The sequence below is a fragment of the Nonomuraea sp. CA-218870 genome, from assembly GCF_050936535.1.
Lineage (GTDB): Bacteria > Actinomycetota > Actinomycetes > Streptosporangiales > Streptosporangiaceae > Nonomuraea > Nonomuraea corallina.
The window spans coordinates 1,231,596-1,255,009 of the sequence record NZ_JBNJMN010000001.1 but is presented as its reverse complement, the minus strand read 5'-3'; the positions used below and the strand labels follow the sequence as shown (position 1 = coordinate 1,255,009).

Here is a 23,414-nt window from a genome sequence, read left to right as displayed (position 1 = left end):
AACTGGCAAATACCGCCAGCCGGGGACCCGATGAATCGTTACCTTTGCGACATTGGCTCCACTGGTTGTCGCCGTAACGTCAAGGGCCATGACGTCCCGTTCACTCTTCCGGCTGGGACTCGCCGGAGCGGTCGCCGCAGGCGGCATTCTGCTCGCCGGGCTTCCGGCAGACGCGAGCAAGGCACCCAAGCCACGGACGGTCCCCGTCCGGCTGCTCGCCCTGAACGACTTCCACGGCCATCTCGAACCACCGACCGGGTCGTCCGGCCGGATGGTCGACGAGCACGGCAACACCGTCGACGCCGGCGGCGCCGCGTACGTGGCCACGCACCTGAAGGCGCTGGCCGACAGGAACACGATCGCGGTGGCCCAGGGCGACCTCATCGGCGCCACCCCGCTCATCTCCGCCGCCTACCACGACGAGCCCACGGTCGAGCTGATGGGCAAGCTCGGGCTCCAGGTGGCCGCGGTCGGCAACCACGAGTTCGACGAGGGGTACGACGAGCTCCGGCGGATCATGAAGGGCGGCTGCCACCCGGTGGACGGCTGCTCCCCCGCCGGCAGGTGGAAGGGCGCCGCCTTCGACTACGTGGGCGCCAACGTGCTCTTCAAGAACCGCCACGAGCGCACCGACGCGCTGTCGGCGCTCGGCACCAGCCCGCAGATCAAGAAGCTGATGGCCGACTGGGGCGTGCCCGCGCTGCCCCCGGTCAGCGTCAAGTGGATGAACGGGGTGCCGATCGGCTTCATCGGCCTGGTGACGCAGACCACGCCGACGATCGTCACCGCCGAGGGCATCAAGGACATCAAGTTCGTGGACGAGGTCAAGGCCGCGAACGTGGCCTCGAAGCTGCTCAAGCTGGTCGGGGTGAAGGCGCAGGTCGTGCTCGTGCACGAGGGCGACCAGGTGACGCCGAACCAGTCGCCCGACGCGTGCAGCGCCGTCCCGGGCGCGGGCAACCGGATCGCCACCCAGGTGGACGCCGAGATCGACCTCGTGCTCAGCGGCCACTCGCACCAGGCGTACCTGTGCACGGTCAAGGACCCGAAGGGCCGTGACCGGCTGCACTCCCAGGGCGGCTCGTTCGGCCGGGTCATCACCCAGGTGGACCTCAAGGTCGACCTCCGCACCAGGGACATCGACCGGGCCTCGGTCGTGGCCGACAACCACGTCGTGACCCGCACGGTCACCCCCGACGCGGAGATCAGCGCGTTCGTCCAGACGTGGAAGGACCGCGTCTCGGAGGTGGCCAACCGGCCCGTCGGCACCATCACCGCGGACATCCCGAACACCGCGGCCCCTTCCGGGGAGTCGCCGCTCGGCAACCTGATCGCCGACGCCCAGCTGGCGGCCACCAGGACCGGCGGCAACGCGCAGGTCGCGCTGATGAACCCGGGCGGCTTGCGCGCCTCGCTGAGCTACGCCAGCTCGCCGGCCGGTGAGGGCGACGGCGTCGTCACCTACGGCGAGGCGTTCACGGTCCAGCCGTTCAACAACCTGATGCAGGTGATCACCCTGACCGGGGCGCAGTTGAAGACGGCGCTGGAGCAGCAGTTCACCGGCGGCCCGAACAACCAGCCGTTCAACCGGATCCTGCAGCCGTCGGCGAACCTGACCTACACCTACAGCCAGAGCGCCGCGTGGGGCTCCAAGGTCTCCGCCCTCATGATCGACGGGCAGCCGGTGACCGACACCCAGACGATCCGGGTGGCGATGAACAACTTCCTGGTCGGCGGCGGTGACGCGTTCCCGGTGTTCACCGAGGGCACGGAGCTGTGGAGCGGCCCGCTCGACATCGACGCGTTCGTCGACCATCTCGGTCAGAACAACCCGATCGCGCCTCCGGCCACGAACCGGATCACCGTGACCGGCTGACCTCCGGACGCGGCAGGGCCCGCTTCCCGTAACTGACGCCCCTGAAACCTACGGGAAGCGGGCCCTGGTCCCTCTTCGCGACAACCTCCGACCCGCCTCTGCCCGGTGATCTCGGGCTTAATCCTCGGATTTCGCTGTGAGCGATTCCGCTGTCGGCTGCGCGGGGTTCCGCCGTGCCGCCGGCGGCGCGACAGTGAGCGGATGAGATTGCTGGTACTGGGCGGGACCGAGTTCGTGGGCCGGGCGTTCGTGTCGGAGGCGCTGGCCCTCGGCCACGACGTGACGGTGTTCAACCGGGGCACGCACGAGCCGCCCCCCGGGGTGACGGCGCTGCGCGGCGACCGGACCCGGCCAGGAGGGCTCGACGCGCTGGCCGCCGGCGAGTGGGACGTGGTGGCCGACACCTGGTCGTGGGCGCCGTCCGCGGTGCGCGACGCCGCCTCACTGCTCGCCGGCCGCGCCGGTCGTTACGTGTACGTGTCGAGCCGGTCCGTCTACGCCGCGCCCGTCCCGTACGGGGCCGACGAGAGCGCCCCGGTCGTCGAGGGCTCACCCGACGGCGGCGACGAGGGCTACGCGGAGATGAAGGCGGGCGGCGAGCTGGCCGCGACCGCGGCGTTCGGCGAGCGGGCGCTGCTCGCCAGGGCCGGGCTGATCCTCGGGCCGCACGAGAACATCGGGCGGCTGCCCTGGTGGCTGTCCAGGATCGCGCGGGGCGGGCCGGTGCTCGCGCCCGAGCCCCCGAGCCTCGGCCTGCAGTACGTGGACGCCCGCGACCTGGCCCGCTGGTGCCTCGAAGCCGCGCTCGACGGGGTCGGCGGCGCCTTCAACGTGGTGAGTCCGCCGGGATTCACCACCATGCGGGAGCTGCTGGAGACCTGCGTGCGGGTCACCGGGTCCGACGCCGAGCTGCGCTGGACGAGCGAGGAGGCGATCCTGGCGGCGGGCGTCCAGCCGTGGGTGGAGCTGCCCATCTGGCTGACCGGCGACGACCACGCGTTCATGCACGGCGCCGACGTGTCCAGGGCGGTGGCGGCGGGGCTGCGCTGCCGGCCCGTCGAGGAGACCGTGGCCGACACCTGGGCCTGGCTGCGGAGCATCGGCGGGCAGGCGCCCCAGCGGCCCGACCGGCCCGCCGTCGGCCTCGATCCGGCGGTGGAGGCCGCGCTGCTGGCCTGAGCGGCCGTCACGGGCGGCGCAGCAGGTCGTAGAGCGCGGCGGCGAGCGCCGCGCACACGAACAGCACGACGACCGTGAGACCGTGTCTGAAGGCGACCGGCCAGCCCTGGCCGAGCGCGCCGAAGAAGAGCGAGCCCGCGGCGGCGATGCCGATGGACGAGCCGAGCCGCTGACCGGTCTGCAGCACGCCCGCCGCGCTCCCGCCGCCCGACGGCGGCACCTCCGACAGGGTGACCGCCTGGTTGGGCGCGATCGTCAGGCCGCTGCCGACGCCCGCCACGAGCAGCGGCAGCGCGGTCGCCAGCGCGACGTCAGGGCCGGGCACGAGCAGGGTGGCGCCCATCGTGGCCAGGAGGCCGGCGACCACCGTCACCAGGCCGGCCACCACCACCCGCCGGCCCGCGCGGTTCACCAGCCGCCCGCCGACCAGCGCCGCGCAGGCCGAGCCGACCGCGAACGGCGTGATCGACAGACCGGCCATCAGCGGGCTGTAGTGCAGGCCCGCCTGCAGGTAGAGGGTGAAGATGAAGAAGATGCCGGTGAAGCCGGCGAAGTAGAGCAGCGCGATGGCGGTGCCGAGGCCGTAGGAACGCACCCCGAACAGCGCCAGGTTGACCAGCGGCTCCCGGCGGTAGCGCCGCTCCCAGGCCACGAACCCGGCCAGCAGCCCCAGCGACACCGGGACGAGCAGCCACTTGCCGGCACCCGGCCACTGGTGCTGCTGGATGAACGGCAGCAGCAGCACCGTGACGCCCAGCCCGAGCAGCAGCACCCCGACGGGGTCCATGCTCTCCCGGTGGCCGCTCCCCCGCTCGGGCCGCGGCAGCAGCCGGTACGCCAGCGGCACCAGGACGAGCCCGATCGGCACGTTCACCAGGAACACCAGCCGCCAGCCGTGATCGGCGCCGAAGGCGGAGACCAGGGCGCCGCCGATCAGCGGCCCTGCCGCGGTGGACACGCCGATGGTGGCGCCGAGCGCGCCGAACGCCCGCCCCCGCTCCGCGCCCCGGAACATCTGCTGGATGAGGCCCGACACCTGCGGGTTGATCAGCCCGGCGGCCAGGCCCTGCAGCAGCCGGGCCACGATCAGCACCGGCATGGTGGCGGCGATCCCGCACGCTGCGCTGGCGAGCGTGAACAGCCCGACCCCCCACATGAACACCGTCCGCCGGCTGCGCGCGTCACCCAGCCGGCCCGCGGGCACCAGGAGCAGGCCGAACGTGAGCGCGTACCCGGACAGGATCCACTGCAGCCCCGCCTCCGAGGCGTGCAGGCCCTCCCGGATCGAGGGCAGGGCGACGTTGACGATGCTCACGTCGAGCCCGGCCATGAAGGCGGCCGCAAGACAGACGGCCAGCGCTTGCTTGCGGATGTCCGCCACGTACTCCCCCCGGTTCGGTCAGCGGCCGGCACGTCTCCGGGCTCACCAGCGCGCAGACCAGATCTCTGCCCGATCCGGACACCCGCCATCCCCCGGCCACCGATCGGACGCCCGGCACGCGGCCGCCGCGCCGTGCCGCCGGTGAGCGACCGGACGGTTACGCTGGGTCGATGACTCGTGACGCGCGCGAGCAGCTCTGGCTGGTGGCGGCCACGCTGACGTGGGCAGTGCTCTCACTGCTGGCGCCGCCGCTGGTCTGGCTGGTGTTCCCGCTGTTCTTCGGCTTCCTGTACGTGCTGCCGCTGTGGGCGGCGGTGTTCGGCGTGACCGTCCTGACCTGTGTGAGCGCCGCCATGGCGAGCTGGCACGCGGGCGGGCCGTCGGCTCCGCTGGTGCTCGGTCCGGTGCTGCTGGCGGTCGCGGCCACGCTGCTGTGGACGCGCCCGGTCAGGGTGTCACGATCGCGAAGCCGGGGACGGGGTCGTCCAGCGCGGCGAACAGGCGCCTGAGCGCCAGCAGGTCACCGTCCCTCGACACCTCGCCGACGCCCCGGCCCTCGATCAGGGCGGCGAGCTGGGTCCTGGTGAGCCGGAGCGTGAGGTCCACCGGCCCGTCCGGCGGGTCGTCCTGCCGGATGAGCGCTCCGTTGGACAGCACCGTGCGGTAGCGGCGGCCCAGGTCGGTCAGGTGCCAGTCGATGGCCAGGCGCTCGTGCCAGGCCTTCGGGCCGTTCACCCGGACGGCGAGCGCGTCGAAGAGCCGCTCGGGGCTGAGCGCGGCGAGCGCGCCGGGGGCGACGCCCCCGCCGGCCGCCGGGGTGATCCCGTCCGACAGTTCCAGCGCCCCCATGAGGTACGCGTTGCGCCAGGCGGCGTCGCGGGCCCCGTGGCCCAGCCGGGTGTACACCTCGGCCAGCAGGTCGCGGGCCCGCTTGTTGCCCTCGTCCGCGAAGACGGCGTGGCCGAGCAGCTGGGCGGCGAAGCGCAGGTCGCCCTCGGCGGCGTACCGCTCGGCCAGCGCCACCACGGCGGGGCCGCCGCCGAGGCACTCGACGTAGCGGATCGCGCTCTGGCGGGGCGGGTGCTCCCACAGCCGTGCCGGGTTGCCGTCGAACCAGCCCAGGTAGTGCTGGTAGACGGCCCTGACGACGCCGGGCGCGCCCGGCAGGGCCGCGAGGGCGGGCGGCGGCTGCAGGCACTCGGCGATCTCCTCGGCGGTCAGCCCCTTGTTCATCAGGCGCACGGTCTGGTCGTGCAGGTAGGCGTGCAGGTCCCGGTGCCGCTCCAGCAGGCGGGTGATCTCCCCGGCGCCCCGTACGGTCCCGTGGTGGGCGGCGAAGGCCACGTCCGCGCGGCCGGCGAAGAGCGTGACGGCCCGGGACAGGCAGCGCGTCCACCGGCGCGGGTCGCACGCGTCCGGCGGGTCGTCGGGAGCGCGCACCGGCAGGCAGAGCACCCGCCGCTCGGGCAGCAGGAACGCCAGCGCCGCGCCGGGCAGCGGCAGGAAGGCGAACCGCACCCCGTCGAGCGTCTCCTCCTGGCCGGTCCGCTCGATCGCGGCCGTGGGCGGGAGCAGGGAGACCGTCCCGGCCGAGCGGGCCGGGCCGAGCCGTCCTCCCGGTCCCCCGGGCAGGGCGGGTCCGTACGTGTAGGCGGCCCGGCGGGCGGCGGCCGGGGCGGCGTACAGGAACTCCTCGGCGGCGCGGTCGAGGAAACCGGCGGGCGCGAGCACGGGCACGCCGCCGGGGGTGACGCCGCGCGCGCCGCCGAAGCGGTCGGCCCGTGAGCCCGTGTAGACGACGCCGGTGACCGGGCGCTCGCCCCGGTGCCGGCGGTAGAGCCGCAGCCCGGCGGCGGCGCACTCGGTGGAGCGCAGCGGGTCCACGACGACGACCCCGGCGTCCCCTTCGACGAGGGTCAGGTGACCCAGGTCGAGGCCGCGCACCTGGTAGACGCCCTCGGCCACCTCGTACAGGCCGTGCCGGCCGCGCGCTCCGGCCTGCCGCCACAGGCTGGGGTGCGCGGTGGCCGGACACTCCCCGTCGCCGCCGCCGTACGAGTCCGCGTCCCACACCACCGCGCCGTCGGCGTCCCTCACCACGGTGGAGGTGAGCGGCGCGACGAACCCCACGCCCGCGTCGTCCGGCTCGTATGGAAGCTCGGCCATGCATGAGAAGTGCCCGGAAAGCGGGAAATCACAGTCAACGTACGTCCGAAACACCATGAAGCTCCCTTGGATTGACTTTTCGGGAAATAGTGGACATCTGGTGGCATGGGTAGGTTCTGGGGCGTGGAAGCCTGTGTGTTCGATCTCGACGGTGTGCTGGTCGACTCCGAGCCGGTCTGGGAGGAGGTACGCCGCGCCTTCGTCGCCGAGCACGGCGGCACCTGGCGCGCCGACACCCAGTCCCGCCTCATGGGCATGAGCACCGGCGAATGGTCCGCGTACCTGCACGAGCTCGGCGTCCGGCTCCCGCCGGACGAGATCGCCCGGCGGGTCGTCGACCTGATGGCCGAGCGTTACCGCGACCACCTGCCCCTGATGCGCGGCGCCCCGGAGGCCGTGCGGCGGCTCGCCGACCACTTCACGCTCGGGCTGGCCAGCTCCTCTCCCCGGCGGCTCATCGACGTGGTCCTGGAGTCCGGGGACCTGCACGACTGCTTCGACGCCACCGTCTCCACCGAGGAGGTGGCCCGCGGCAAGCCCGCACCCGACGGCTACCTGGAGGCGGCCAGACGGCTGGGCGTCGAGCCGGGCGCGTGCGTGGCGGTGGAGGACTCCGCCAACGGGCTGCGCTCGGCCGACGCGGCGGGCATGCGGGTCGTCGCCGTTCCCCATCCGCGCTACCCGCCCGGCCGGGACGCGCTCGCCCTCGCCTGGCGGGTGGTCGACGACCTGGACGCGCTGACCTCTGATCTGCTCGGCGGGTGACCCGCTATCCTCTAGGAATCGTGCGAGACATCACGGTTTTCAGCGGAAGCGCCCACCCCGACCTCGCCGAGGAGATCTGCGCGAACCTCGGCGTCCCCCTCCATCCGGTGCGCGTCTCCCGCTTCGCCAACGACGTCGTCGAGGTGCAGCTCCAGGCCAACTGCCGCGAGCGCGACGTCTTCCTGATCCAGCCGCTGGTGCCGCCCACCCAGGAGCACCTGGTGGAGCTGCTGCTCATGCTGGACGCCGCCCGCGGCGCCTCGGCGGCGCGCACCACCGTCGTGATGCCCCACTACGCCTACGCCCGCTCCGACAAGAAGGACGCCCCGCGCATCTCCATGGGCGCCCGCCTGGTGGCCGACCTGATGGTGGCCGCCGGTGCGGGCCGGGTGCTGGCGATGACCCTCCACTCGCCTCAGGTGCACGGCTTCTTCAGCGTCCCGGTCGACCACCTGCACGCGCTGCGCGAACTGGCCGCCCACTTCGCCCGCCACGACCTGTCCAACACGGTCGTGGTCTCCCCCGACCTGGGCAACGCCAAGGAGGCCGCCCACTTCGCCCGCCTGATCGGGACCGGCGTCGCGATGGGCGCCAAGCAGCGTTTCAGCGACGACCGCGTGGTGATCAGCTCGGTGATCGGCGACGTCGACGGCAAGGACGTGATCATCCTGGACGACGAGATCGCCAAGGGCAGCACGGTCATCGAGCTCCTCGACCGCCTCCGCGAACGGAACGTCCGCTCCGTCAGCATCGCCTGCACCCACGGCCTGTTCTCCGACGGCGCGATCGAGCGCCTCGGCGCGCTGCCGGAGGTCCGGGAGATCGTCTGCACCAACACCGTCCCCCCGCCGCCCAAGGCCGGCGACAAGCTCACGGTCCTGTCCATCGCCCCCGCCCTCGCCGAGGCGATGCGCCGCATCCACTACGGCGAGTCCGTCAGCGCCCTGTTCGCCACCCCGTGACCCACCCGGGCGTAGCCCGGCCCGCCCCTACGCGGAGATGCCGCCGTCGCTCTTGAGCAGCTGGCCGTTGATCCACTGGCCGCGCGGCGAGCACAGGAACTCCACCAGGTCGGCCGTGTCGCGCGGGGTGCCCAGACGGCCCAGCGGAGTGTGGCCGACGACGGTGTCGCGCAGCTCGCCGGACATCCAGCCGGTGTCGACCGGGCCGGGGTTGATCACGTTCGCGGTGACGCCGAGGTGGGCCAGCTCGCGGGCGGCGGCCAGGGTGATGCGGTCCAGCGCGCCCTTGCTCGCCCCGTACGGGAGGTTGCCGACGACGTGGTCACTGGTGAGCGCGACGATCCGGCCCGAACCTGGCGCGCCCCTGAACCGGCGGCCGAACTCGCGGATCAGCAACCAGCTCGCCCGCGCGTTGACCGCGAAGTGGCGGTCGAAGCTCGCCACGGTGGTGTCCAGCAGCCCGGAGTCGACGGACTCGCAGTGGCACATCACCAGCGCGGTGACGTTCGCCAGCCGGCTCTCCACCTCGTCGAAGACCCGCGCCGGCGCGTCGGTCCCGGCCAGGTCGGCCTCCACCGCCACGACGGCCGCGCCCTCGGCGGTCAGGGCCTTCCTGATCGCCTCGGCGGCCCCTTCCTCGGCTCCCCACGCCATCCGCTCGTCGTAGGCCGTCCAGTACGTGAACCCGATGTCCCAGCCCGAGGCCGCCAGCCGCCTCGCGATCCCGGCCCCGATGCCGACGGTCCTGCCCACCCCCGTGACCAGCGCCACGGGCCGCGCGCTCTGCCCGGTGCTCATCCGGAGATCGTCTCCGAGCGGGGTGCCCCGATCAACGCCTTTTCCTCAGTCGAAGAGCTGGTCAAGGGAGTCGACCAGCGCCGCACGCCGCAGCCGCCTCTCCAGCGTCCCGGTGTCGGCGCAGGACATCACCCGCTCCCGCTCCTCCTCGGTGAGGGCGAGCGATCAGGGTCTGCGCGTACTCGCCCTGGTACAGGAAGGTCTCAGTGGCCATGAGCCGCTCCATCTCCTTCTGTGCGTCGCCCCGGAGGGCCACGGTGACATACGCAGCGTAACGTCCCGCCAGCTCAGGGTCGATGTGGTCCAGGGCTTCGACCAGCGTGGCGAGGATGGCCGGTCTCGATGCGCCGGGAGGCCCACTCGGCGGTGACACGGTCCGGACAGATGACGACCAGGCAGGCTTGGCATGCGTCTCGAGCACGCAGGTTGGCTATGTAGGCCGGCCAGGTCCGGTGTTCGGTGTCATCGGGCTGGAGCTGGACCTCGGTGATGACGCCCAGCCGCCGGCCATCGCAGTCCGAACAGAGCGCGCAGCAGGTGCGCGGTTCCTTCGGGTTCGAGGGTGGCGGTCTGATGGCGTGGGCGGGAGGCAGGGGCGGGGGAGCTCGTGCCGGGGGTTCTGGCCACGGTTAGGGTGGCTCCGGGCATACCGAAAGGTGATCGACCATGGAAATCAGACGGTCCTACTTAACCGCCGCTGAGTCGGCCGTGGCGCTCCTGCGCGATCCCGCGGTGGCCGGCGCCTGGGCCAAGCCGAGCGCGCTGATCGAGTTCAGCGTCGCCGGCCTGGCCGGTCACCTGGCGAACCAGCTCGTCAGGGTGGACGGCCTGCTGAAGTCGGCGGACGACGTGGCCGACGAGCCGGTCACCCTGCTGGAGCACTACTCCCGTTCGCCGTGGGTGCAGGCGGGCCTCGACCACGAGAGCAACGTGAGCGTCAGGCGCGGCGGCGAGCAGGTCGCCGCCGCTGGGCCGGCGGCGCTCGCCGACCGTGCCGCGGAGCTGCTGGGGAGCCAGCGGCAGGCGTTGCCGGCGCAGCCGTCCGGCCGGGTGGTCCACCTGCCGTGGGCGGGCTGGTCGCTGACGCTGGACGACTTCCTGCTCACCCGGGTGACGGAGCTGGTCGTGCACTCCGACGACCTGGCGGCGAGCGTCGGCGTGCCGACGCCCGCGCTGCCGGCGGACGTCGTCGACCCGGTGGTGGACCTGCTGGCACGGCTGGCCGTGCGGCGTCACGGCGCGACGGCGGTGATCCGCGCGCTGAGCCGGGCCGAACGGGCCCCGGCCACGATAAGCGCTTTCTAGCGATCACCGCCGACCGCTCCACCGCGTCAGCCGGTGGCCTCGGCGTAGTAGCAGGCCGCCTGGGCTCCGGCGGCGGCGGGCAGGATGTTCAGCGGCTCGCTCCGGCAGCGGCCGTCCACGCCCGCCTCGGCGGCCTTGCCGGAGGCGAGGACCTGGCAGCGGGCGTGGAAGCGGCAGCCGCCCGGGATCCTGGTCGGGTCCGGCGGCTCGCCGGTCAGCACCACCCGTTCCGGCGACTCGGGCAGCACCGACAGCAGGGCCTGCGTGTACGGGTGACGCGGCGCGGTCAGCACCTGCTCGACCGGCCCGGACTCGACGACCCGGCCGAGGTACATCACGGCCACCCGGTCGGCGATGTTCCAGGCCAGTCCCAGGTCGTGCGTGACGACCAGGGCCGACAGCCCCAGCTCGTCGCGGAGCCTGAGCAGGAGCGCGAGGATCTCGCCGCGCACCGACGCGTCGAGCGAGGCCACCGGCTCGTCGGCGATCAGCACCTTCGGGTCCAGCGCCAGCGCTCCGGCGATCACCACGCGCTGCCGCTGCCCGCCGGACAGCTCGTGCGGGTAGCGCAGCAGGAACCGCTCGGGGGGCCGCAGCCCGGCCCTGCCCAGGGCGGTGTTCACCACCTCCGCCTCGTCCGGCAGGCCGTGGATCCGCGGGCCCTCGGCCACCGCCTCGTAGACGGTTTGGCGCGGATTCAGCGAGCCCATCGGGTCCTGCAGGACGAGCTGCACCTGCCTGCGGTACTCCTTGAGCGCCCGGGAGCTGTACTTCAGTGGCTCTCCCCCGTACCGGACCGTGCCGGACGTGGGCCTTTCGAGGCCGAGCAGCGTGCGCGCGAGCGTGGTCTTGCCGCAGCCGGACTCGCCGACCAGCGCCACGATCTCGCCCTCGCCGACCGCGAGGTTCACGCCGTCGACGGCGCGGGCGCGCCGCCCGCGCGAAGTGAACTCCACGTGCAGGTCGCGGGCCTCCAGGAGGGTACGGCGGGCCGTGGTGACCTCCTCGGCCGGGGCCTGGGTCTCTGTCATGCGTCCTCCTGTACGCGGTCCCGCCCGTGGTTGCGACCCTGGTCCCGTACGTGGACGCAGGCGGCGGCGCGGCGGTCGCCGGCGGGCCACAGTTCGACGTCGAGCGTCGGGCACTCCTCCAGCGCGACCGGGCAGCGCGGGTGGAACGAGCACCCGGTGGGCAGGTTCATCGGGTCCGGCGGGTCGCCGCCGAGGCCGCGCGGGGCCAGCCGGGACGCCGGGTCGCCGACCGTCGGGAAGGCGGCGGCCAGGGCCTGGCTGTAGGGGTGCCGGGGGTCGTGGAACACCTGGTGCGACGGGCCCTGTTCGACCACGCGGCCCGCGTACATGACGGCGAGCCGGTCGCACACGTCGGCGAGCACCGAGAGGTCGTGCGAGATCATGATCAGGGAGATGTCGTGCTCGGCCACCAGCTCCTTGATCAGCGTGAGGACCTGGGCCTGCACCATCACGTCGAGAGCCGTCGTCGGCTCGTCGGCGATGATGAGCCGGGGCGAGCAGGCGAGCGCCATCGCGATCATCACGCGCTGGCGCTGGCCGCCGGACAGCTCGTGCGGGTAGCTGCGGGCCCGCCAGGCGGGCAGCCCGACCTGCTCCAGCAGCTCGGCCACCCGCTTGCCGGCCTGCCCGGGCTTGGCCAGGCCGTGCACGAGGAGCGGTTCGGCGATCTGGTCGCCGATGCGGTGCACCGCGTTGAGCCCGTGCTGGGCCCCCTGGAACACGATCGACGCCTCGGCCCAGCGGACCGCGCGCAGGCGGCCCCACTTCATGGTGAGGACGTCCTCGCCGTCGAGCAGGATCCGGCCGGTGACGCGGGCGTCGCGCGGCAGCAGCCGCAGCAGCGCCATGGCCAGCGTCGACTTGCCGGACCCCGACTCGCCGGCGATCCCGAGTGCCGTCCCGCGGTCGAGGGTGAGCGACACGCCGCGCACGGCGGGCACCTCGCCCTCGGCGATGCGGTAGGTGACCGAGACGTCGTCCAGTTCTAGCAGGCTCATGCCTTCGCCCCCCGGAGTCGCGGGTTGAGCACGGTCTCCAGCGCCCGGCCGCAGAGCGTGAACGCCATGACGACCGCGAGGATGCACAGGCCGGGGATGAGGATGTACCACCAGGCCCCCTGGCCGGCCGCGTTCCAGTCGTAGGAGCCGCGGAGCATGGTGCCCCACGAGGTCTTGTTCGCGGTCACGCCGAGGAAGGCCAGCGTCGACTCGGTGACGATGGCGCTGGCGACCTCCAGCGTGGTGCTGGCCAGGAGCAGCGGGGCGACGTTCGGCAGCACGTGGCGGGTGGTGATGTGCCAGTGGCCGCCGCCGAGCGCCTTGGAGCGCTCGATGTACGGCCGCGCCTCCACGGCCAGGGTCTGCGCCCTGATCAGGCGGGCGGTCGACGGCCAGGAGGTGACGCCGATCGCCATGATGATGGTGAACGTGCTGCCGCCGAGGATGGCCGCCAGGACCAGCGCGGTGATGAGCGAGGGCAGCACCAGGAACCAGTCGGTCACCCGCATGATGGCGGCGCCGATCCAGCCGCGGAAGTGGCCGGCGGCGATGCCGAGGACGGTGCCGATGGCCATACTGACCAGCGCGGCCAGGAAGCCGATGAGGAGCGACGTGCGCGCGCCCCACCACACCATGAGCAGGATGGAGCGCCCCGACTCGTCGGTGCCGAACGGGTACTCCAGGCTGGGCGGGGCGAAGTCGGGCCCGGTGTTCTCGACCACGCTGGTGACGCCCTCGTCGATGAAGAGCGGCGCGACGACCGCGAGCGCCACGGCCACGACGAGGATCACCAGCCCGGTGACGCCGGCCCGCTGACGGCGGAAGCCGTCCCAGAACCGGCCCAGCGCCCGCTTCCTGCGGGTCCACGTGATGGCGCTCATGCGGACCTCACCCTCGGGTCGAGGAAGTGGTAGACGACGTCGGCCAGCGTGTTCATGACGATCACCGCGACCGTGATGAGCATGAACGTCCCCTGCATGAGCGTGAAGTCGGGCACCGAGATCGCGTCGTAGAACAGCTTGCCGAGCCCCGGCCAGCTGAACACGGTCTCGACCGTGACCGCGCCGCCGACGACGAACCCGATCCGCATGAACACCAGCGTCACCGTGGGCAGCAGCGCGTTGGGCACCGCGTGCCTGCGGCGCACCTCGTCGTCGCGCATGCCCTTGGCCCGCGCCGTGTTGACGTAGTCCTGGCCCACCTCGTCGAGCAGGGACGAGCGCATGACCAGCAGGTACTGCGCGTACACCACGCCGACCAGGGTGAGGCACGGCAGCACCATGTGCCAGGCCACGTCCAGGACGTAGCCGAAGCCGTCGGGCGCGTCGACGCTCTCGATGCCCCGCGACGGGAAGATCTTGAGCCAGGCGCCGAACACCATGAGCAGCAGCAGGCCGAGCCAGAACGTCGGCACCGACCACAGCACCAGCGAGGTGGCCGTGGAGAACCGGTCGAACCGGCTGCCCGGCCGCCATCCGGCCCGGGTGCCCTGCCAGAGCCCCAGGCTGACGGCGATGAAGAGGCCCACCCCGGCGAGCAGCAGCGTCGGCCCGAGGCGCTCGCCGATGAGGTCGAGGACCGGCCGCTTGTACTCGTAGGAGGTGCCGAGGTCGAGGCGGAGCGTCTGGCCGACGAAGTCGAGGAACTGGTCGGTCAGCGGCTTGTCCAGGCCGAGCCGGCGTCGTTCCAGGTCGAGCTGCTCCGGGGTCATGTTGCGGCCCTGCGCGAGGTTCCGTACCGGATCTCCGGGGAGGAGGCGGAACAGGAAGAACGTCGCGATGATCACCATCGCGATGCTGAGCAACGCCCCGCCCGCCTTGGTGAGCGCGTAGCGCAGCACGCCGTGGCGGGCGGGGCGGTCGTCACCAGCGGGGCCCGCCGCCTGCGCGGCGGCGGGCTCTGCTGCTTCGAGCGGTGCGGTCATTCGCGGTCGTCCGCCACGGACTTGCGCCGCCGCAGGAGGAAGTATCCGCCCACGCCGATGGCGACCGCGCCACCGACCAGGACGGCGATCAGGGTGGCTGCACTGGAGCCGCCCTCCTCGGACTCGGCGGAGGACTCGACGGCCTCCAGCGAGTAGAACGGCCAGAAGCTGCTCGCGCCGTACAGGATGCCGTCCTGCTCGGGCACGGAGGTGATGCTCTTGATCCGGTCCTTGCGGTAGCCCTCGAGGTCGTTGGTGTAGTAGATCGCGATGACCGGGGCGTCGGTGTAGAGGCGCTCCTGCATCTGCTTGATGAGCTCGGCGCGCTTGGGCCGGTCGAGCTCCTTGAGCTGCTCCTGGTAGAGCTTCTCGAAGGTCTCGTCGCAGTAGAAGGACTCGGTGCCGCCGCCCTCGCCCGACGGGGTCGGCCGCCTGCTGCACAGGTGCGTCGCCAGGACCTCCTCCGGGTCGGGGTTGACCGACCAGCCGGAGATCGCGATGTCGAACAGGCCGGTGACGCCGGTCTCCTCGGTGAACTTGCTGGAGTCGAGCTTCTTGGTGGTCAGCGTGACGCCGATCTCCTTGAAGAAGCCGGTCAGGTACTCGGCGAGCTTGTCCTCGATCGGGGTGTCGGTGTGGATGCTGAAGCGGAACTCCAGCTTGCGGTCACCGTCGGGCATGGTGCGGACGCCGTCGGGGCCCTTCTTGTAGCCCGCGTCGTCGAGGATCTGGTTGGCCTTGGCCGGGTCGTAGGAGACCTTGGCGTCGCCGGCGGCCTCCCAGAAGAAGTCCGTGTACATGGGCGGCACGATCGAGCCGTGGGCGGGCTTGGCCAGGCCGTTCTGCACCTCGGCGACGAGCCTGTCCTTGTCGATGGCGTGGTGCAGCGCCTGGCGGACCTTCTGGTCCTTCAGCGCCGGGTGGCCGTCGCCGACCTCCTTGTCGTCGGTGGTGGTGGCGCCGTGGTTGATCTGCAGGTAGGCGGCGCGGCGGCCCTGCTGGTTCCACTGCACGATGTTCGGGTCGCCCTTGAGCGACTCGTACTCCGGCGGGTTGAGCCGGCCGATCAGGTCGATCTCGCCGTTCTTCAGCCCGATGATGGAGGCGGCCGGGTTCTCGTAGAAGACGACCTGCAGTTCGTCGATCTTGGGGGCGCCCCGCCAGTAGTCGGGGTTGGCCTTCAGCTTGACGTACTGGTCCTTCTTGTGCTCGACGGCGATGTACGGGCCGCTGGTCACGGCGGGGTACTGGTCGCCGGAGAAGTCCGCGATGTTGGTGACCTTCTCCCAGACATGCTTGGGCATGATCGGGATCGGGTTCTCCAGGATGGACGCCTGGGGGTTCTTCAACTTGATGACCAGGTCCTGGCCGTTGGCGGTGACGCTTTCGAAGTTCTCCACGGCCGGGCCGTTGGCGGTCTTCGCGGCGTCATCCGTCATGATCTTGTTGAAGGTCCAGGCGGCGTCCTCGGCGGTGATCGGCTGACCGTCGGACCACTTGGCCGTGCGGATCTTGAAGGTCCACGTGAGGCCGTCGTCGGAGCTGCTCCACGACTCGGCGAGGTCGGGGCTGGGCTTCAGCGTCTTGTGGTCGGGGACCGTCAGGAAGCCGTACATCCAGCGGTGGATCGAGGTCGACACCAAGCGGACGGCGAGGAAGGGGTTCATCGAGTCAACGGCCTGGGTCGCGCCCACGCGGACGATCTTCTTCCCCGCCGCAGGATCCTGCGCTAACGCCACCTGGCCCTGACCTACCACCAAGAGCGCGACGCCCATCACTGCCAGGCGTGCGAGCCATTTCCTCATGTGTGCCTCACCTTCAGGCGGGGGGTTATCTGTGTAGAGCACGGCACACCATAGGAACATCGCATGTCAACGAGTTGCGGAGGATTGTTTCATCTTCGTTTCCTTTCGCGGTGTAAATTTTCAGCGCGACTCGGACACCCGCCCCTGGTCCACCAGGAGTCTCCTGCCGACGCTGACCGCCTCCAGCATGCGGCGGTCGTGCGTGACGAGCAGGAGCGTGCCGGGATAGCCCGCCAGCGCCGACTCCAGCTGCTCGATCGCGGGCAGGTCCAGATGGTTCGTCGGCTCGTCGAGCACCAGCAGGTTGACGCCCCTGGCCTGCAGCAGCGCCAGCGCGGCCCGGGTGCGCTCGCCCGGCGAGAGCGTCGCCGCGGGGCGCAGCACGTGGTGCGCCCTGAGCCCGAACTTGGCCAGCAGCGTGCGCGCCTCCCCCGGCGCCAGGCCGGCGTGCGCGGTGAACGCGTCGAGCAGCGCCTCCTCCCCCTCGAACAGCCCGCGCGCCTGGTCGACCTCGCCCACCACCACGCCGGAGCCGAGCGAGGCGTGTCCCTCGTCCAGCGGGATCCGCCCGAGCAGGGCGCCCAGCAGCGTGGTCTTGCCCGAGCCGTTGGCCCCGGTGATCGCCACCCGCTCGGCCCAGCCGATCTCCAGATCGACCGGCCCGAGCGTGAAACCGCCGCGCTCGACGACCGCGCCGCGCAGCGTCGCCACCACCGCGCCGGACCGGGGCGCGACGGCGATCTCCATGCGCAGCTCCCACTCCTTGCGCGGCTCCTCGACCTCCTCCAGCCGCTCCAGCATCCTCTCCGTCTGCCGGGCCTTGGCGGCCTGCTTCTCGGTCGTCTCCACCCGGGCGCTGCGGCCGATCTTGTCGTTGTCGGGCATCTTGCGGCGGGCGTTCTTGACGCCCTTCTCCATCCACGCCCGCTGCCTGCGGGCGCGCCCCTCCAGGTCGGCGCGGGTATCGGCGTACTCCTCGTAGCGCTCCCTGGCGTGCCGTCTGGCGACCTCGCGCTCCTCCAGGTACGCCTGGTATCCGCCGCCGAACAGCTGGATCCGCTGCTGGGCCAGGTCGAGCTCCAGCACGTCGGTGACGGTCCTGGCCAGGAACTCGCGGTCGTGGCTGACCACGACCGTGCCGGGCCGCAGCCCCTTGACGAAGGACTCCAGCCGGTCCAGCCCGTCGAGGTCCAGGTCGTTGGTGGGCTCGTCGAGCAGGAACAGGTCGTAGCGGCTGAGCAGCAGCGAGGCCAGCCCGGCCCGCGCCGCCTGGCCCCCCGACAGCGAGGTCATCGGCTGGTCGAGCGCCACCGGCAGCCCGACGGCCTCGGCGCGCTCGTCGAGGTCGGCGCCGCCCAGCGCCAGCCAGCGCTCCAGCGCCAGGCTGTAGGCGTCGTCGGCGCCGGGCGTCTGCTCGGCCAGCGCCTGCGCGGTGGAGTCCAGGTCGCGCTGGGCCCGTGCGACGCCGGTGCGGCGGGCCAGGAACTCCATGACGGTCTCGCCGGGCCTGCGGTCGGGCTCCTGCGGCAGGTAGCCGACGGTGGCGGTGGCCGGGCTGAGCCGGATCTCGCCCTCCTCCGGCCGGTCGAGGCCGGCCAGCATGCGCAGCAGGGTCGACTTGCCCGCGCCGTTGGCCCCCACCAGCCCGATCACGTCACCCGGGCCGACCACCAGGTCGAGCCCCGAGAACAGCACCCGCTCCCCGTGACCGGCGGCCAGCCCTCGCACCACCATGGTCGCACTCATGGACGGCGATGCTACTAGGGCGAGCCGGATGTCCAGTTTCGCCCCGTACGCACCCGACGCGTATAGATCGGGACCTTTCGGATAGAGGGTGGAAAACCATCGGACTATCGGGAGCCATCATGCTGCAGGACAAGACCATCGCGTTCCTGGTCGCGCCCGAAGGCGCCGAACAGGTCGAGCTCACCGAACCGTGGAAGGCGGTCAAGCAGGCCGGCGGCACCCCCAAGCTGATCTCCACCAAGCCCGGCCAGGTGCAGGCCTTCAACCACCTCGACAAGGCCGACTCCTTCGCCGTGGACGCGACGGTGGACGAGGTGTCGGCGGCCGACTTCGACGGGCTCGTGCTGCCCGGCGGCGTCGCCAACCCCGACCTCCTGCGCACCGACGCCAAGGCGGTGCGGTTCGTCCAGGACTTCTTCCAGGGCGGCAAGCCGGTGGCGGCGATCTGCCACGCGCCGTGGACGCTGATCGAGGCCGACGCCGTACGCGGGCGGAGGCTGACCTCCTGGCCGAGCCTGCAGACCGACCTGCGCAACGCCGGCGCCACCTGGGCCGACGAGGAGGTCGTGATCTGCGACGGCGGGCCGAACAAGCTGGTCACCAGCCGTAAGCCGGACGACCTCAAGGCCTTCTGCCAGGCCACGGTGGACGTGCTGGGCGGCTGACGCGGGACGGGAGGGCGGGCCGCGCGGCCCGCCCTTCCGTCTGCTCGGCGAAACCCACCTGTAACTCCTTGCTCGCGCGCGGGAAATGGTCTAGACGTAGACCATAAAGAGGCCATAAAAGAGCGTCCTCCGCGCCCCCCAGGGAGACCTCATGAGCACAGAAGAGGATTCCAGGCGACTCGCCGAGCTCGGTTACAGGCAGGAGCTGGCCCGCACCTGGAGCGGATTCTCCAACTTCGCCATCTCGTTCTCCATCATCTCGATCCTCGCCGGCTGCTTCACCACCTTCGGCCAGGCCTGGAACAACGGCGGCCCCATCGCCATCTCCTGGGGCTGGCCACTGATCTCCCTCTTCATCCTGATCATCGGCCTGTGCATGTCGGAGCTGGTCTCCGCCTACCCGACCGCGGGCGGCATCTACTGGTGGGCCGCCAAGATGGGCAAGCCGATCCACGGCTGGTTCACCGGCTGGCTCAACCTGATCGGCCTCATCGCGGTCACCGCGTCCGTCGACTACGGGTGCGCCACCTTCCTCAACATCACCCTCACCCGGCTCACCGGCGGAGCCTGGGAAGGCACGCTCAGCCAGGCGTTCCTGCTGTTCGTGATCGTGCTCGCGCTGCACGCGCTGATCAACATCTTCAGCCACCGGCTCATCTCGCTGCTGCAGAACGTCTCCGTCTGGTGGCACGTCTTCGGCGCCGCCGTCGTGGTCGCGATCCTGGTCCTCGGCCCGTCGGAGCACCAGTCGGTGGGCTTCGTGTTCACCGAGACGATCAACAACTCCGGGTTCGGCGACGGTGGCAGCGGGCTGACGTTCTGGCTGTACGTGTTGCCTCTCGGCTTCCTGCTCACCCAGTACACGATCACCGGCTTCGACGCCTGCGCGCACGTGTCGGAGGAGACCCAGGGCGCGTCCAAGGCCGCGGCCCGCGGCCTGTGGCAGTCGATCTTCTTCTCGGCGATCGGCGGCTGGATCGTGCTGCTGGCGTTCCTGTTCGCGGCCACGAACGTCGACGAGATCAACAAGCAGGGCGGCTTCGTCGGCGCCATCTTCGAGACCGCGCTCAGCTCGCCGCTGGCCACCGCGATCTTCGCCATCTCCACCATCGGCCAGTTCTTCTGCGGCATGAGCTGCGTGACGTCGATGTCGCGGATGACGTACGCGTTCGCCCGCGACGGCGCGGTGCCCGGCTGGCGGCTCTGGTCGCGGGTGGACCGCAACCGCACCCCGGTCAACGCCATCCTGGCCGGCTGCGGGGTGGCCGCCCTCATCACGCTGCCCGCCCTCTACGCCCCTCCCGGCCTGACCACCCCGGTGGCGTTCTTCGCCGTGGTGTCGATCGCCGTCATCGGGCTCTATCTGGCGTTCCTCATCCCGATCTGGCTCCGGCTGCGGATGGGCGACCGCTTCGAGCCCGGCCCGTGGACGCTCGGCCGCAGGTACAAGGTGCTCGGCTGGATCGCGGTGATCGAGATCGCGATCGTCTGCGTCTACTTCATCATGCCGTTCTCCCCGGCCGGCGTGCCCGGCGACGAGGACTTCACCTGGACGTCGGTCAACTACGCGCCGATCGCGGTCGGCGTGGTGCTGATCGGCATCGGCCTGTGGTGGTGGCTGTCGGCCCGCCACTGGTTCACCGGCCCCCGCCGCACCATCGACGAGATCCCCATCGACGCCTGACAACCCACCCTCGCCCCCGCGGCACCTCACGCCGAACAGCGGCGACCGCGGGGGCGAGCACTCCACGGATGTGCTAGCAACCTGCTAGCATCATCATCATGGCGACTCTCTATATCCGCGATGTGCCCGAACCCGTCGCCGAGCAGCTGAAGGCACGTGCGGCGGAAGCCGGGCTGTCGCTTTCGGCATATGTCGCCAGGGAACTGGCAGATATTGCCGCTCGTCCGACCAACGCCGAGATCGTGAAGCGTTTGAAAGCCCGCGACCGCTCGCAAGGCCCGTCGAGTGAGGAAATCCTGCAAGCAGTCGCCGAGGGAAGGCGATGATAGTCATCGACTCTTCCGCCATGGTGGAGGCTCTCGTGGGTCGCGACGCCGACACCGAGCTGCTCAGCGCACTGCAGGCAAGCGTCCATGCTCCGCACCTGCTCGACGTCGAGGTTCTCTCCACCTTGCGCGGACTCGTGCTCGGCGGCAAACTGCCCGCCGCGACCGCCGAGCAGGCCCGGGCCGACTATCTGGCTCTCACCATCACCCGCTACGAGATGAAGGGGATCGCGGAGCGGATCTGGGAACTGCGGCACAACTACACCGCCTACGACGCGTGTTACCTGGCTCTCGCCGAAGCGCTGGAAGCGCCCCTGCACACGTGTGACGGCAAGCTTGTCGGCTCTGGCCACGATGCCGAGGTGCTGGTCTTCCCGCGCGGGTGAGTCAGGACGCCTCGAAGGCGGCCGCGACGACCGGGCGGACCTCGTCCATCGACGCCTCCCCCACCTCGCGCTTGAGCGAGGTCATGTCGACATCCGGCATGCCGCAGGCCACCGCCCAGTCCCACGGCATCAGGTCGCCGTCGACGTTGAGGGCGAAGCCGTGGCTGGTGACGCCGCGGCTCTGCCGCATCCCGATGGAGACGATCTTGCGGCCGGTCCCGGCCGTCCACACGCCGGTGAGCAGCTCGGAGCCCGGCGGGGTGTCGCGCCGCTCGGCGGGCAGGCCGAGCCGGCCGAGGGCGTCGACCAGGCGCAGCTCCACCTCGCGCACGTAGTCGACGATGCCCTCCTCCTCGCCCAGCTTGACGATCAGGTAGCCGACGAGCTGGCCGGGGCCGTGGTAGGTGAGCTGCCCGCCCCGGCCCGTCTCCACGACCGGGATGCCGCGCGACGGGTCGGGCAGATGGGACAGCGGGGTGCGCCGGCCGACGGTGTAGACCTGCGGATGGCTGAGCAGCCAGAGCGTGTCGGGCCGGGCGTCGCCCTGGCGCTCGGCGACCAGCTCGGCCATGCGCTCCATCGCCTTGTCGTAGTCGACCAGATCGTCCTGGATCAGTGTCAGCGGCCTTGCCCTCATGCTTCAGAGCATAAGCCTCAGTACTTCCTGGGCTCCTCGGGGACGAGGATCCACATGACGATGTAGACGACCCACATGGGACCGGGGAAGAGCGAGAGGATCAGCCAGAGGACGCGGACCAGGGTCGGCGGCAGGCCGAACCTGTCGGCGAGGCCTCCGCAGACGCCGGCGAGCATCCGGTGCTCTCGTGAGCGGTACATGATTTCCTTCCGTGTGACGACGTTCTATCCGTACAACGTACGAACGTCGCCTACTTCTCCCACGAGCGACCCTGAGAAAACCCCGTAAGGGTCAGCCACTCACGGGCGACGTCCAGATGTCGGCTGGTCAGGCCCACTTCGCCGGGCACGTGGATGAGCAGGAACTCGCCCAGACCCTGACGAGCCCTGAGGTAGTTCTCGTCCTCCTGGTAGACCTGGTCGTCGAACCAGACGAACGGCCGGTCGCCCACGTAGTCGGCCACGCGGCGGGTCTTGAACATCTCGCCGTGCCGGCTGACGGCCCGGTCGTCCCGCCCCATCGCGATGACCGGCAGCGACGGCAGGCCGAGCCGGGGGGCGATCCAGTCGTTGGCGTGGTGTTCCCAGGTCGTCGCCCACACCAGCTCGGCCCCGGCCGCCAGCGCCAGCTCCAGCAGCCGGGCGCCGTGCCGCTGGTTGAGGTGGACGGTGTAGGCCGTGCCGTCGACCGTGCACCGGTAGCGCCGGAAGTCGGGGGTCGGGCGGCCGGTGGGGTTGAGCACGCCGTCGACGTCGAGGAGCAGCAGCGGCTTCACCGTACGGCCTCCCGCGCGGCGACGTGGAGCGCCCTCGTGCGGTGCTCCTGCGGGCTGACGCCGTGCGCCCGTTTGAAGGCGGCGCTGAGGGCGAACGGGCTGCCGTAGCCGACCTTCCTGGCGACGGAGGTGACGGTGGCGTCGGGTTCGCGCAGCAGGTCGGCGGCCAGGTCCAGGCGCCAGCCGGTGAGGAACGCCATCGGCGGCTCGCCCACCAGCTCGGTGAACCGCCGGGCCAGCGAGGCCCGGGAGACCCCCACCTCGGCGGCGAGCGCGGCGACCGTCCACGGGTGCGCGGGATTGTTCTGCATGACGCGCATGGCCTTGCCCACGACGGGGTCGCCCTGTGCCCGGAAGCGGGCCGGCGCCTCCTCGGTGGCGAACCATCCGCGCAGCGTGGCGATGAGCAGCAGGTCGAGCATCCGGTCGAGCACCGCCTCCTGCCCCGGCTCGTTCCTGTTCATCTCCTCGCCCAGCAGCTCGATGAGCGGCCCGCCGGGGCGGACGAGCAGCGGCGGCAGGGCTCCCAGCAGCCGCCTGCCGACCTCTCCGGACATCAGATAGGTCCCGACGATCATGGAGGTGGCGCCGTCGAGGTGGTTGCCCCAGGTGCGGACGCCGAGGTGCATCTCCTGGTAGAGCGACTGGCCGTCGAGGGTGGTGCACTCCTCGCCGGGGTGGATGACGATGTGCGGCGGGGTGTCCGGCCGGTCGGCGACCACGTACGGCTCCGGCCCGCGCACCACGGCGACCTCGCCCGGCCGGACCCGCCTCACGCCGTCGCGGACGATCCACGCCTCGCCGCGCACCATCGCCACCAGCGTGAGCGGGGCCTCGTCCTGCACCCGCATCGACCACGGCGGGTCGAGGACGACGCGCAGCAGGAACGCGCCGCGCGCCCGCGGGCCGTCGAGAAGCGCCGCCAACTGATCCATACCTGAGACGATCGCATATGCTCTCGCGCTTCTCAACCATGGAGAGTCTCAGCTTCAGACGGCTTACTGG

23 protein-coding genes are annotated in these 23,414 nt (G+C 71.4%); 10 read left to right on the top strand and 13 right to left on the bottom strand.

What is annotated here, in order from left to right; all coding sequences use genetic code 11:
• Window positions 1-88 precede the first annotated feature (88 nt).
• Together ACQEUU_RS06350 and ACQEUU_RS06345 are read left to right on the top strand one after the other, a co-directional pair.
• Complete coding sequence (locus tag ACQEUU_RS06350; RefSeq protein WP_433061563.1) at window positions 89-1,876, top strand: bifunctional metallophosphatase/5'-nucleotidase; 1,788 nt, start codon at window positions 89-91, stop codon at window positions 1,874-1,876.
• A gap of 201 nt (window positions 1,877-2,077) precedes the next feature.
• The gene (locus tag ACQEUU_RS06345; RefSeq protein WP_433061560.1) at window positions 2,078-3,055 is read left to right on the top strand and encodes an NAD-dependent epimerase/dehydratase family protein; all 978 of its coding nucleotides are present in this window, start codon (window positions 2,078-2,080) and stop codon (window positions 3,053-3,055) included.
• A 7-nt stretch (window positions 3,056-3,062) separates the two neighbouring features.
• Here ACQEUU_RS06345 and ACQEUU_RS06340 read toward each other — a convergent pair whose 3' ends face one another.
• Window positions 3,063-4,436 carry an MFS transporter gene (locus ACQEUU_RS06340; RefSeq protein WP_433061558.1) on the bottom strand — a complete coding sequence of 458 codons (1,374 nt, stop codon included), beginning with the start codon at window positions 4,434-4,436 and terminating at the stop codon, window positions 3,063-3,065.
• A 170-nt stretch (window positions 4,437-4,606) separates the two neighbouring features.
• Here ACQEUU_RS06340 and ACQEUU_RS06335 point away from each other — a divergent pair, with 170 nt between their 5' ends.
• Window positions 4,607-4,945, top strand: a complete 339-nt coding sequence (locus ACQEUU_RS06335) for a hypothetical protein (protein WP_433061555.1) — start codon at window positions 4,607-4,609, stop codon at window positions 4,943-4,945.
• Here ACQEUU_RS06335 and ACQEUU_RS06330 read toward each other — a convergent pair.
• Window positions 4,884-6,602, bottom strand: a complete 1,719-nt coding sequence (locus ACQEUU_RS06330; protein ID WP_433061552.1) for an alkyl/aryl-sulfatase — start codon at window positions 6,600-6,602, stop codon at window positions 4,884-4,886. The two genes, ACQEUU_RS06335 and ACQEUU_RS06330, sit on opposite strands and share 62 nt — an antisense overlap.
• A 123-nt stretch (window positions 6,603-6,725) precedes the next feature.
• Here ACQEUU_RS06330 and ACQEUU_RS06325 point away from each other — a divergent pair, with 123 nt between their 5' ends.
• Together ACQEUU_RS06325 and ACQEUU_RS06320 are read left to right on the top strand one after the other, a co-directional pair.
• On the top strand, window positions 6,726-7,367 hold the full coding sequence (locus ACQEUU_RS06325; RefSeq protein WP_433061549.1) for an HAD family hydrolase: 642 nt from the start codon (window positions 6,726-6,728) through the stop codon (window positions 7,365-7,367).
• 20 nt (window positions 7,368-7,387) lie between these two features.
• On the top strand, window positions 7,388-8,329 hold the full coding sequence (locus ACQEUU_RS06320; RefSeq protein WP_433061547.1) for a ribose-phosphate diphosphokinase: 942 nt from the start codon (window positions 7,388-7,390) through the stop codon (window positions 8,327-8,329).
• Window positions 8,330-8,356: 27 nt separating this feature from the next.
• Here ACQEUU_RS06320 and ACQEUU_RS06315 read toward each other — a convergent pair whose 3' ends face one another.
• A complete protein-coding gene (locus ACQEUU_RS06315; RefSeq protein ID WP_433061544.1) occupies window positions 8,357-9,127 on the bottom strand; it encodes an SDR family oxidoreductase in 771 nt (256 codons plus the stop codon).
• Between the two features lie 666 nt (window positions 9,128-9,793).
• Between ACQEUU_RS06315 and ACQEUU_RS06310 the strand changes: the two genes are divergently transcribed.
• Window positions 9,794-10,432: a maleylpyruvate isomerase N-terminal domain-containing protein gene (locus tag ACQEUU_RS06310; RefSeq protein WP_433061541.1), complete on the top strand. Its 639-nt coding sequence runs from the start codon at window positions 9,794-9,796 to the stop codon at window positions 10,430-10,432.
• Window positions 10,433-10,458: 26 nt separating this feature from the next.
• Here the strand turns inward: ACQEUU_RS06310 and ACQEUU_RS06305 are convergent, their stop codons facing one another.
• The 6 genes from ACQEUU_RS06305 to ACQEUU_RS06280 form a co-directional block, all read right to left on the bottom strand.
• On the bottom strand, window positions 10,459-11,463 hold the full coding sequence (locus tag ACQEUU_RS06305; RefSeq protein ID WP_433061538.1) for an ABC transporter ATP-binding protein: 1,005 nt from the start codon (window positions 11,461-11,463) through the stop codon (window positions 10,459-10,461).
• Entirely contained in the window at window positions 11,460-12,461 is a 1,002-nt protein-coding gene (locus tag ACQEUU_RS06300; protein ID WP_433061535.1) for an ABC transporter ATP-binding protein, read from the bottom strand. The genes ACQEUU_RS06305 and ACQEUU_RS06300 overlap by 4 nt, the downstream gene beginning before the upstream one ends.
• Window positions 12,458-13,342: an ABC transporter permease gene (locus ACQEUU_RS06295; protein WP_433061533.1), complete on the bottom strand. Its 885-nt coding sequence runs from the start codon at window positions 13,340-13,342 to the stop codon at window positions 12,458-12,460. Before ACQEUU_RS06295 ends, ACQEUU_RS06300 begins: the two co-directional genes overlap by 4 nt.
• Window positions 13,339-14,385, bottom strand: coding sequence for an ABC transporter permease (locus ACQEUU_RS06290; RefSeq protein ID WP_433061530.1), 1,047 nt, complete (start codon window positions 14,383-14,385; stop codon window positions 13,339-13,341). The genes ACQEUU_RS06295 and ACQEUU_RS06290 overlap by 4 nt, the downstream gene beginning before the upstream one ends.
• Window positions 14,382-16,190 carry an ABC transporter substrate-binding protein gene (locus ACQEUU_RS06285; RefSeq protein ID WP_433061528.1) on the bottom strand — a complete coding sequence of 603 codons (1,809 nt, stop codon included), beginning with the start codon at window positions 16,188-16,190 and terminating at the stop codon, window positions 14,382-14,384. The genes ACQEUU_RS06290 and ACQEUU_RS06285 overlap by 4 nt, the downstream gene beginning before the upstream one ends.
• A 120-nt stretch (window positions 16,191-16,310) precedes the next feature.
• Entirely contained in the window at window positions 16,311-17,936 is a 1,626-nt protein-coding gene (locus ACQEUU_RS06280; protein ID WP_433061525.1) for an ABC-F family ATP-binding cassette domain-containing protein, read from the bottom strand.
• Between the two features lie 119 nt (window positions 17,937-18,055).
• Here ACQEUU_RS06280 and ACQEUU_RS06275 point away from each other — a divergent pair, with 119 nt between their 5' ends.
• From ACQEUU_RS06275 to ACQEUU_RS06260, 4 genes are all read left to right on the top strand, one after another.
• Entirely contained in the window at window positions 18,056-18,601 is a 546-nt protein-coding gene (locus ACQEUU_RS06275) for a type 1 glutamine amidotransferase domain-containing protein (RefSeq protein WP_433061522.1), read from the top strand.
• 151 nt (window positions 18,602-18,752) lie between these two features.
• Window positions 18,753-20,285: an amino acid permease gene (locus ACQEUU_RS06270; protein ID WP_433061520.1), complete on the top strand. Its 1,533-nt coding sequence runs from the start codon at window positions 18,753-18,755 to the stop codon at window positions 20,283-20,285.
• A 98-nt stretch (window positions 20,286-20,383) separates the two neighbouring features.
• Entirely contained in the window at window positions 20,384-20,611 is a 228-nt protein-coding gene (locus tag ACQEUU_RS06265) for a FitA-like ribbon-helix-helix domain-containing protein (RefSeq protein ID WP_433061517.1), read from the top strand.
• Window positions 20,608-20,997: a type II toxin-antitoxin system VapC family toxin gene (locus ACQEUU_RS06260; RefSeq protein WP_433061515.1), complete on the top strand. Its 390-nt coding sequence runs from the start codon at window positions 20,608-20,610 to the stop codon at window positions 20,995-20,997. The genes ACQEUU_RS06265 and ACQEUU_RS06260 overlap by 4 nt, the downstream gene beginning before the upstream one ends.
• Window position 20,998: 1 nt before the next feature.
• On the opposite strand, the gene lipB is transcribed toward ACQEUU_RS06260, so the two are convergent.
• The 4 genes from lipB to ACQEUU_RS06240 are packed head-to-tail and all read right to left on the bottom strand — an operon-like array spanning window position 20,999 to window position 23,344.
• A complete protein-coding gene (lipB, locus tag ACQEUU_RS06255) occupies window positions 20,999-21,634 on the bottom strand; it encodes a lipoyl(octanoyl) transferase LipB (RefSeq protein WP_433061513.1) in 636 nt (211 codons plus the stop codon).
• A gap of 17 nt (window positions 21,635-21,651) precedes the next feature.
• Window positions 21,652-21,834: a PspC domain-containing protein gene (locus ACQEUU_RS06250; protein WP_433061510.1), complete on the bottom strand. Its 183-nt coding sequence runs from the start codon at window positions 21,832-21,834 to the stop codon at window positions 21,652-21,654.
• A 50-nt stretch (window positions 21,835-21,884) separates the two neighbouring features.
• On the bottom strand, window positions 21,885-22,409 hold the full coding sequence (locus tag ACQEUU_RS06245) for an HAD domain-containing protein (protein ID WP_433061507.1): 525 nt from the start codon (window positions 22,407-22,409) through the stop codon (window positions 21,885-21,887).
• On the bottom strand, window positions 22,406-23,344 hold the full coding sequence (locus ACQEUU_RS06240) for an AraC family transcriptional regulator (RefSeq protein ID WP_433061505.1): 939 nt from the start codon (window positions 23,342-23,344) through the stop codon (window positions 22,406-22,408). Before ACQEUU_RS06240 ends, ACQEUU_RS06245 begins: the two co-directional genes overlap by 4 nt.
• Window positions 23,345-23,414: the final 70 nt, after the last annotated feature.

Excerpts from the sequence above, each read along its gene's own strand:
- ACQEUU_RS06350 (WP_433061563.1), top strand. The coding sequence starts at position 89 with ATGACGTCCCGTTCACTCTTCCGGCTGGGACTCGCCGGAGCGGTCGCC.
- ACQEUU_RS06345 (WP_433061560.1), top strand. The coding sequence starts at position 2,078 with ATGAGATTGCTGGTACTGGGCGGGACCGAGTTCGTGGGCCGGGCGTTC.
- ACQEUU_RS06335 (WP_433061555.1), top strand. The coding sequence starts at position 4,607 with ATGACTCGTGACGCGCGCGAGCAGCTCTGGCTGGTGGCGGCCACGCTG.
- ACQEUU_RS06330 (WP_433061552.1), bottom strand. The coding sequence starts at position 6,602 with ATGGCCGAGCTTCCATACGAGCCGGACGACGCGGGCGTGGGGTTCGTC.
- ACQEUU_RS06315 (WP_433061544.1), bottom strand. The coding sequence starts at position 9,127 with ATGAGCACCGGGCAGAGCGCGCGGCCCGTGGCGCTGGTCACGGGGGTG.
- ACQEUU_RS06310 (WP_433061541.1), top strand. The coding sequence starts at position 9,794 with ATGGAAATCAGACGGTCCTACTTAACCGCCGCTGAGTCGGCCGTGGCG.
- ACQEUU_RS06305 (WP_433061538.1), bottom strand. The coding sequence starts at position 11,463 with ATGACAGAGACCCAGGCCCCGGCCGAGGAGGTCACCACGGCCCGCCGT.
- ACQEUU_RS06300 (WP_433061535.1), bottom strand. The coding sequence starts at position 12,461 with ATGAGCCTGCTAGAACTGGACGACGTCTCGGTCACCTACCGCATCGCC.
- ACQEUU_RS06295 (WP_433061533.1), bottom strand. The coding sequence starts at position 13,342 with ATGAGCGCCATCACGTGGACCCGCAGGAAGCGGGCGCTGGGCCGGTTC.
- ACQEUU_RS06290 (WP_433061530.1), bottom strand. The coding sequence starts at position 14,385 with ATGACCGCACCGCTCGAAGCAGCAGAGCCCGCCGCCGCGCAGGCGGCG.
- ACQEUU_RS06285 (WP_433061528.1), bottom strand. The coding sequence starts at position 16,190 with ATGAGGAAATGGCTCGCACGCCTGGCAGTGATGGGCGTCGCGCTCTTG.
- ACQEUU_RS06280 (WP_433061525.1), bottom strand. The coding sequence starts at position 17,936 with ATGAGTGCGACCATGGTGGTGCGAGGGCTGGCCGCCGGTCACGGGGAG.
- ACQEUU_RS06275 (WP_433061522.1), top strand. The coding sequence starts at position 18,056 with ATGCTGCAGGACAAGACCATCGCGTTCCTGGTCGCGCCCGAAGGCGCC.
- ACQEUU_RS06270 (WP_433061520.1), top strand. The coding sequence starts at position 18,753 with ATGAGCACAGAAGAGGATTCCAGGCGACTCGCCGAGCTCGGTTACAGG.
- ACQEUU_RS06265 (WP_433061517.1), top strand. The coding sequence starts at position 20,384 with ATGGCGACTCTCTATATCCGCGATGTGCCCGAACCCGTCGCCGAGCAG.
- ACQEUU_RS06260 (WP_433061515.1), top strand. The coding sequence starts at position 20,608 with ATGATAGTCATCGACTCTTCCGCCATGGTGGAGGCTCTCGTGGGTCGC.
- lipB (WP_433061513.1), bottom strand. The coding sequence starts at position 21,634 with ATGAGGGCAAGGCCGCTGACACTGATCCAGGACGATCTGGTCGACTAC.
- ACQEUU_RS06250 (WP_433061510.1), bottom strand. The coding sequence starts at position 21,834 with ATGTACCGCTCACGAGAGCACCGGATGCTCGCCGGCGTCTGCGGAGGC.
- ACQEUU_RS06240 (WP_433061505.1), bottom strand. The coding sequence starts at position 23,344 with ATGGATCAGTTGGCGGCGCTTCTCGACGGCCCGCGGGCGCGCGGCGCG.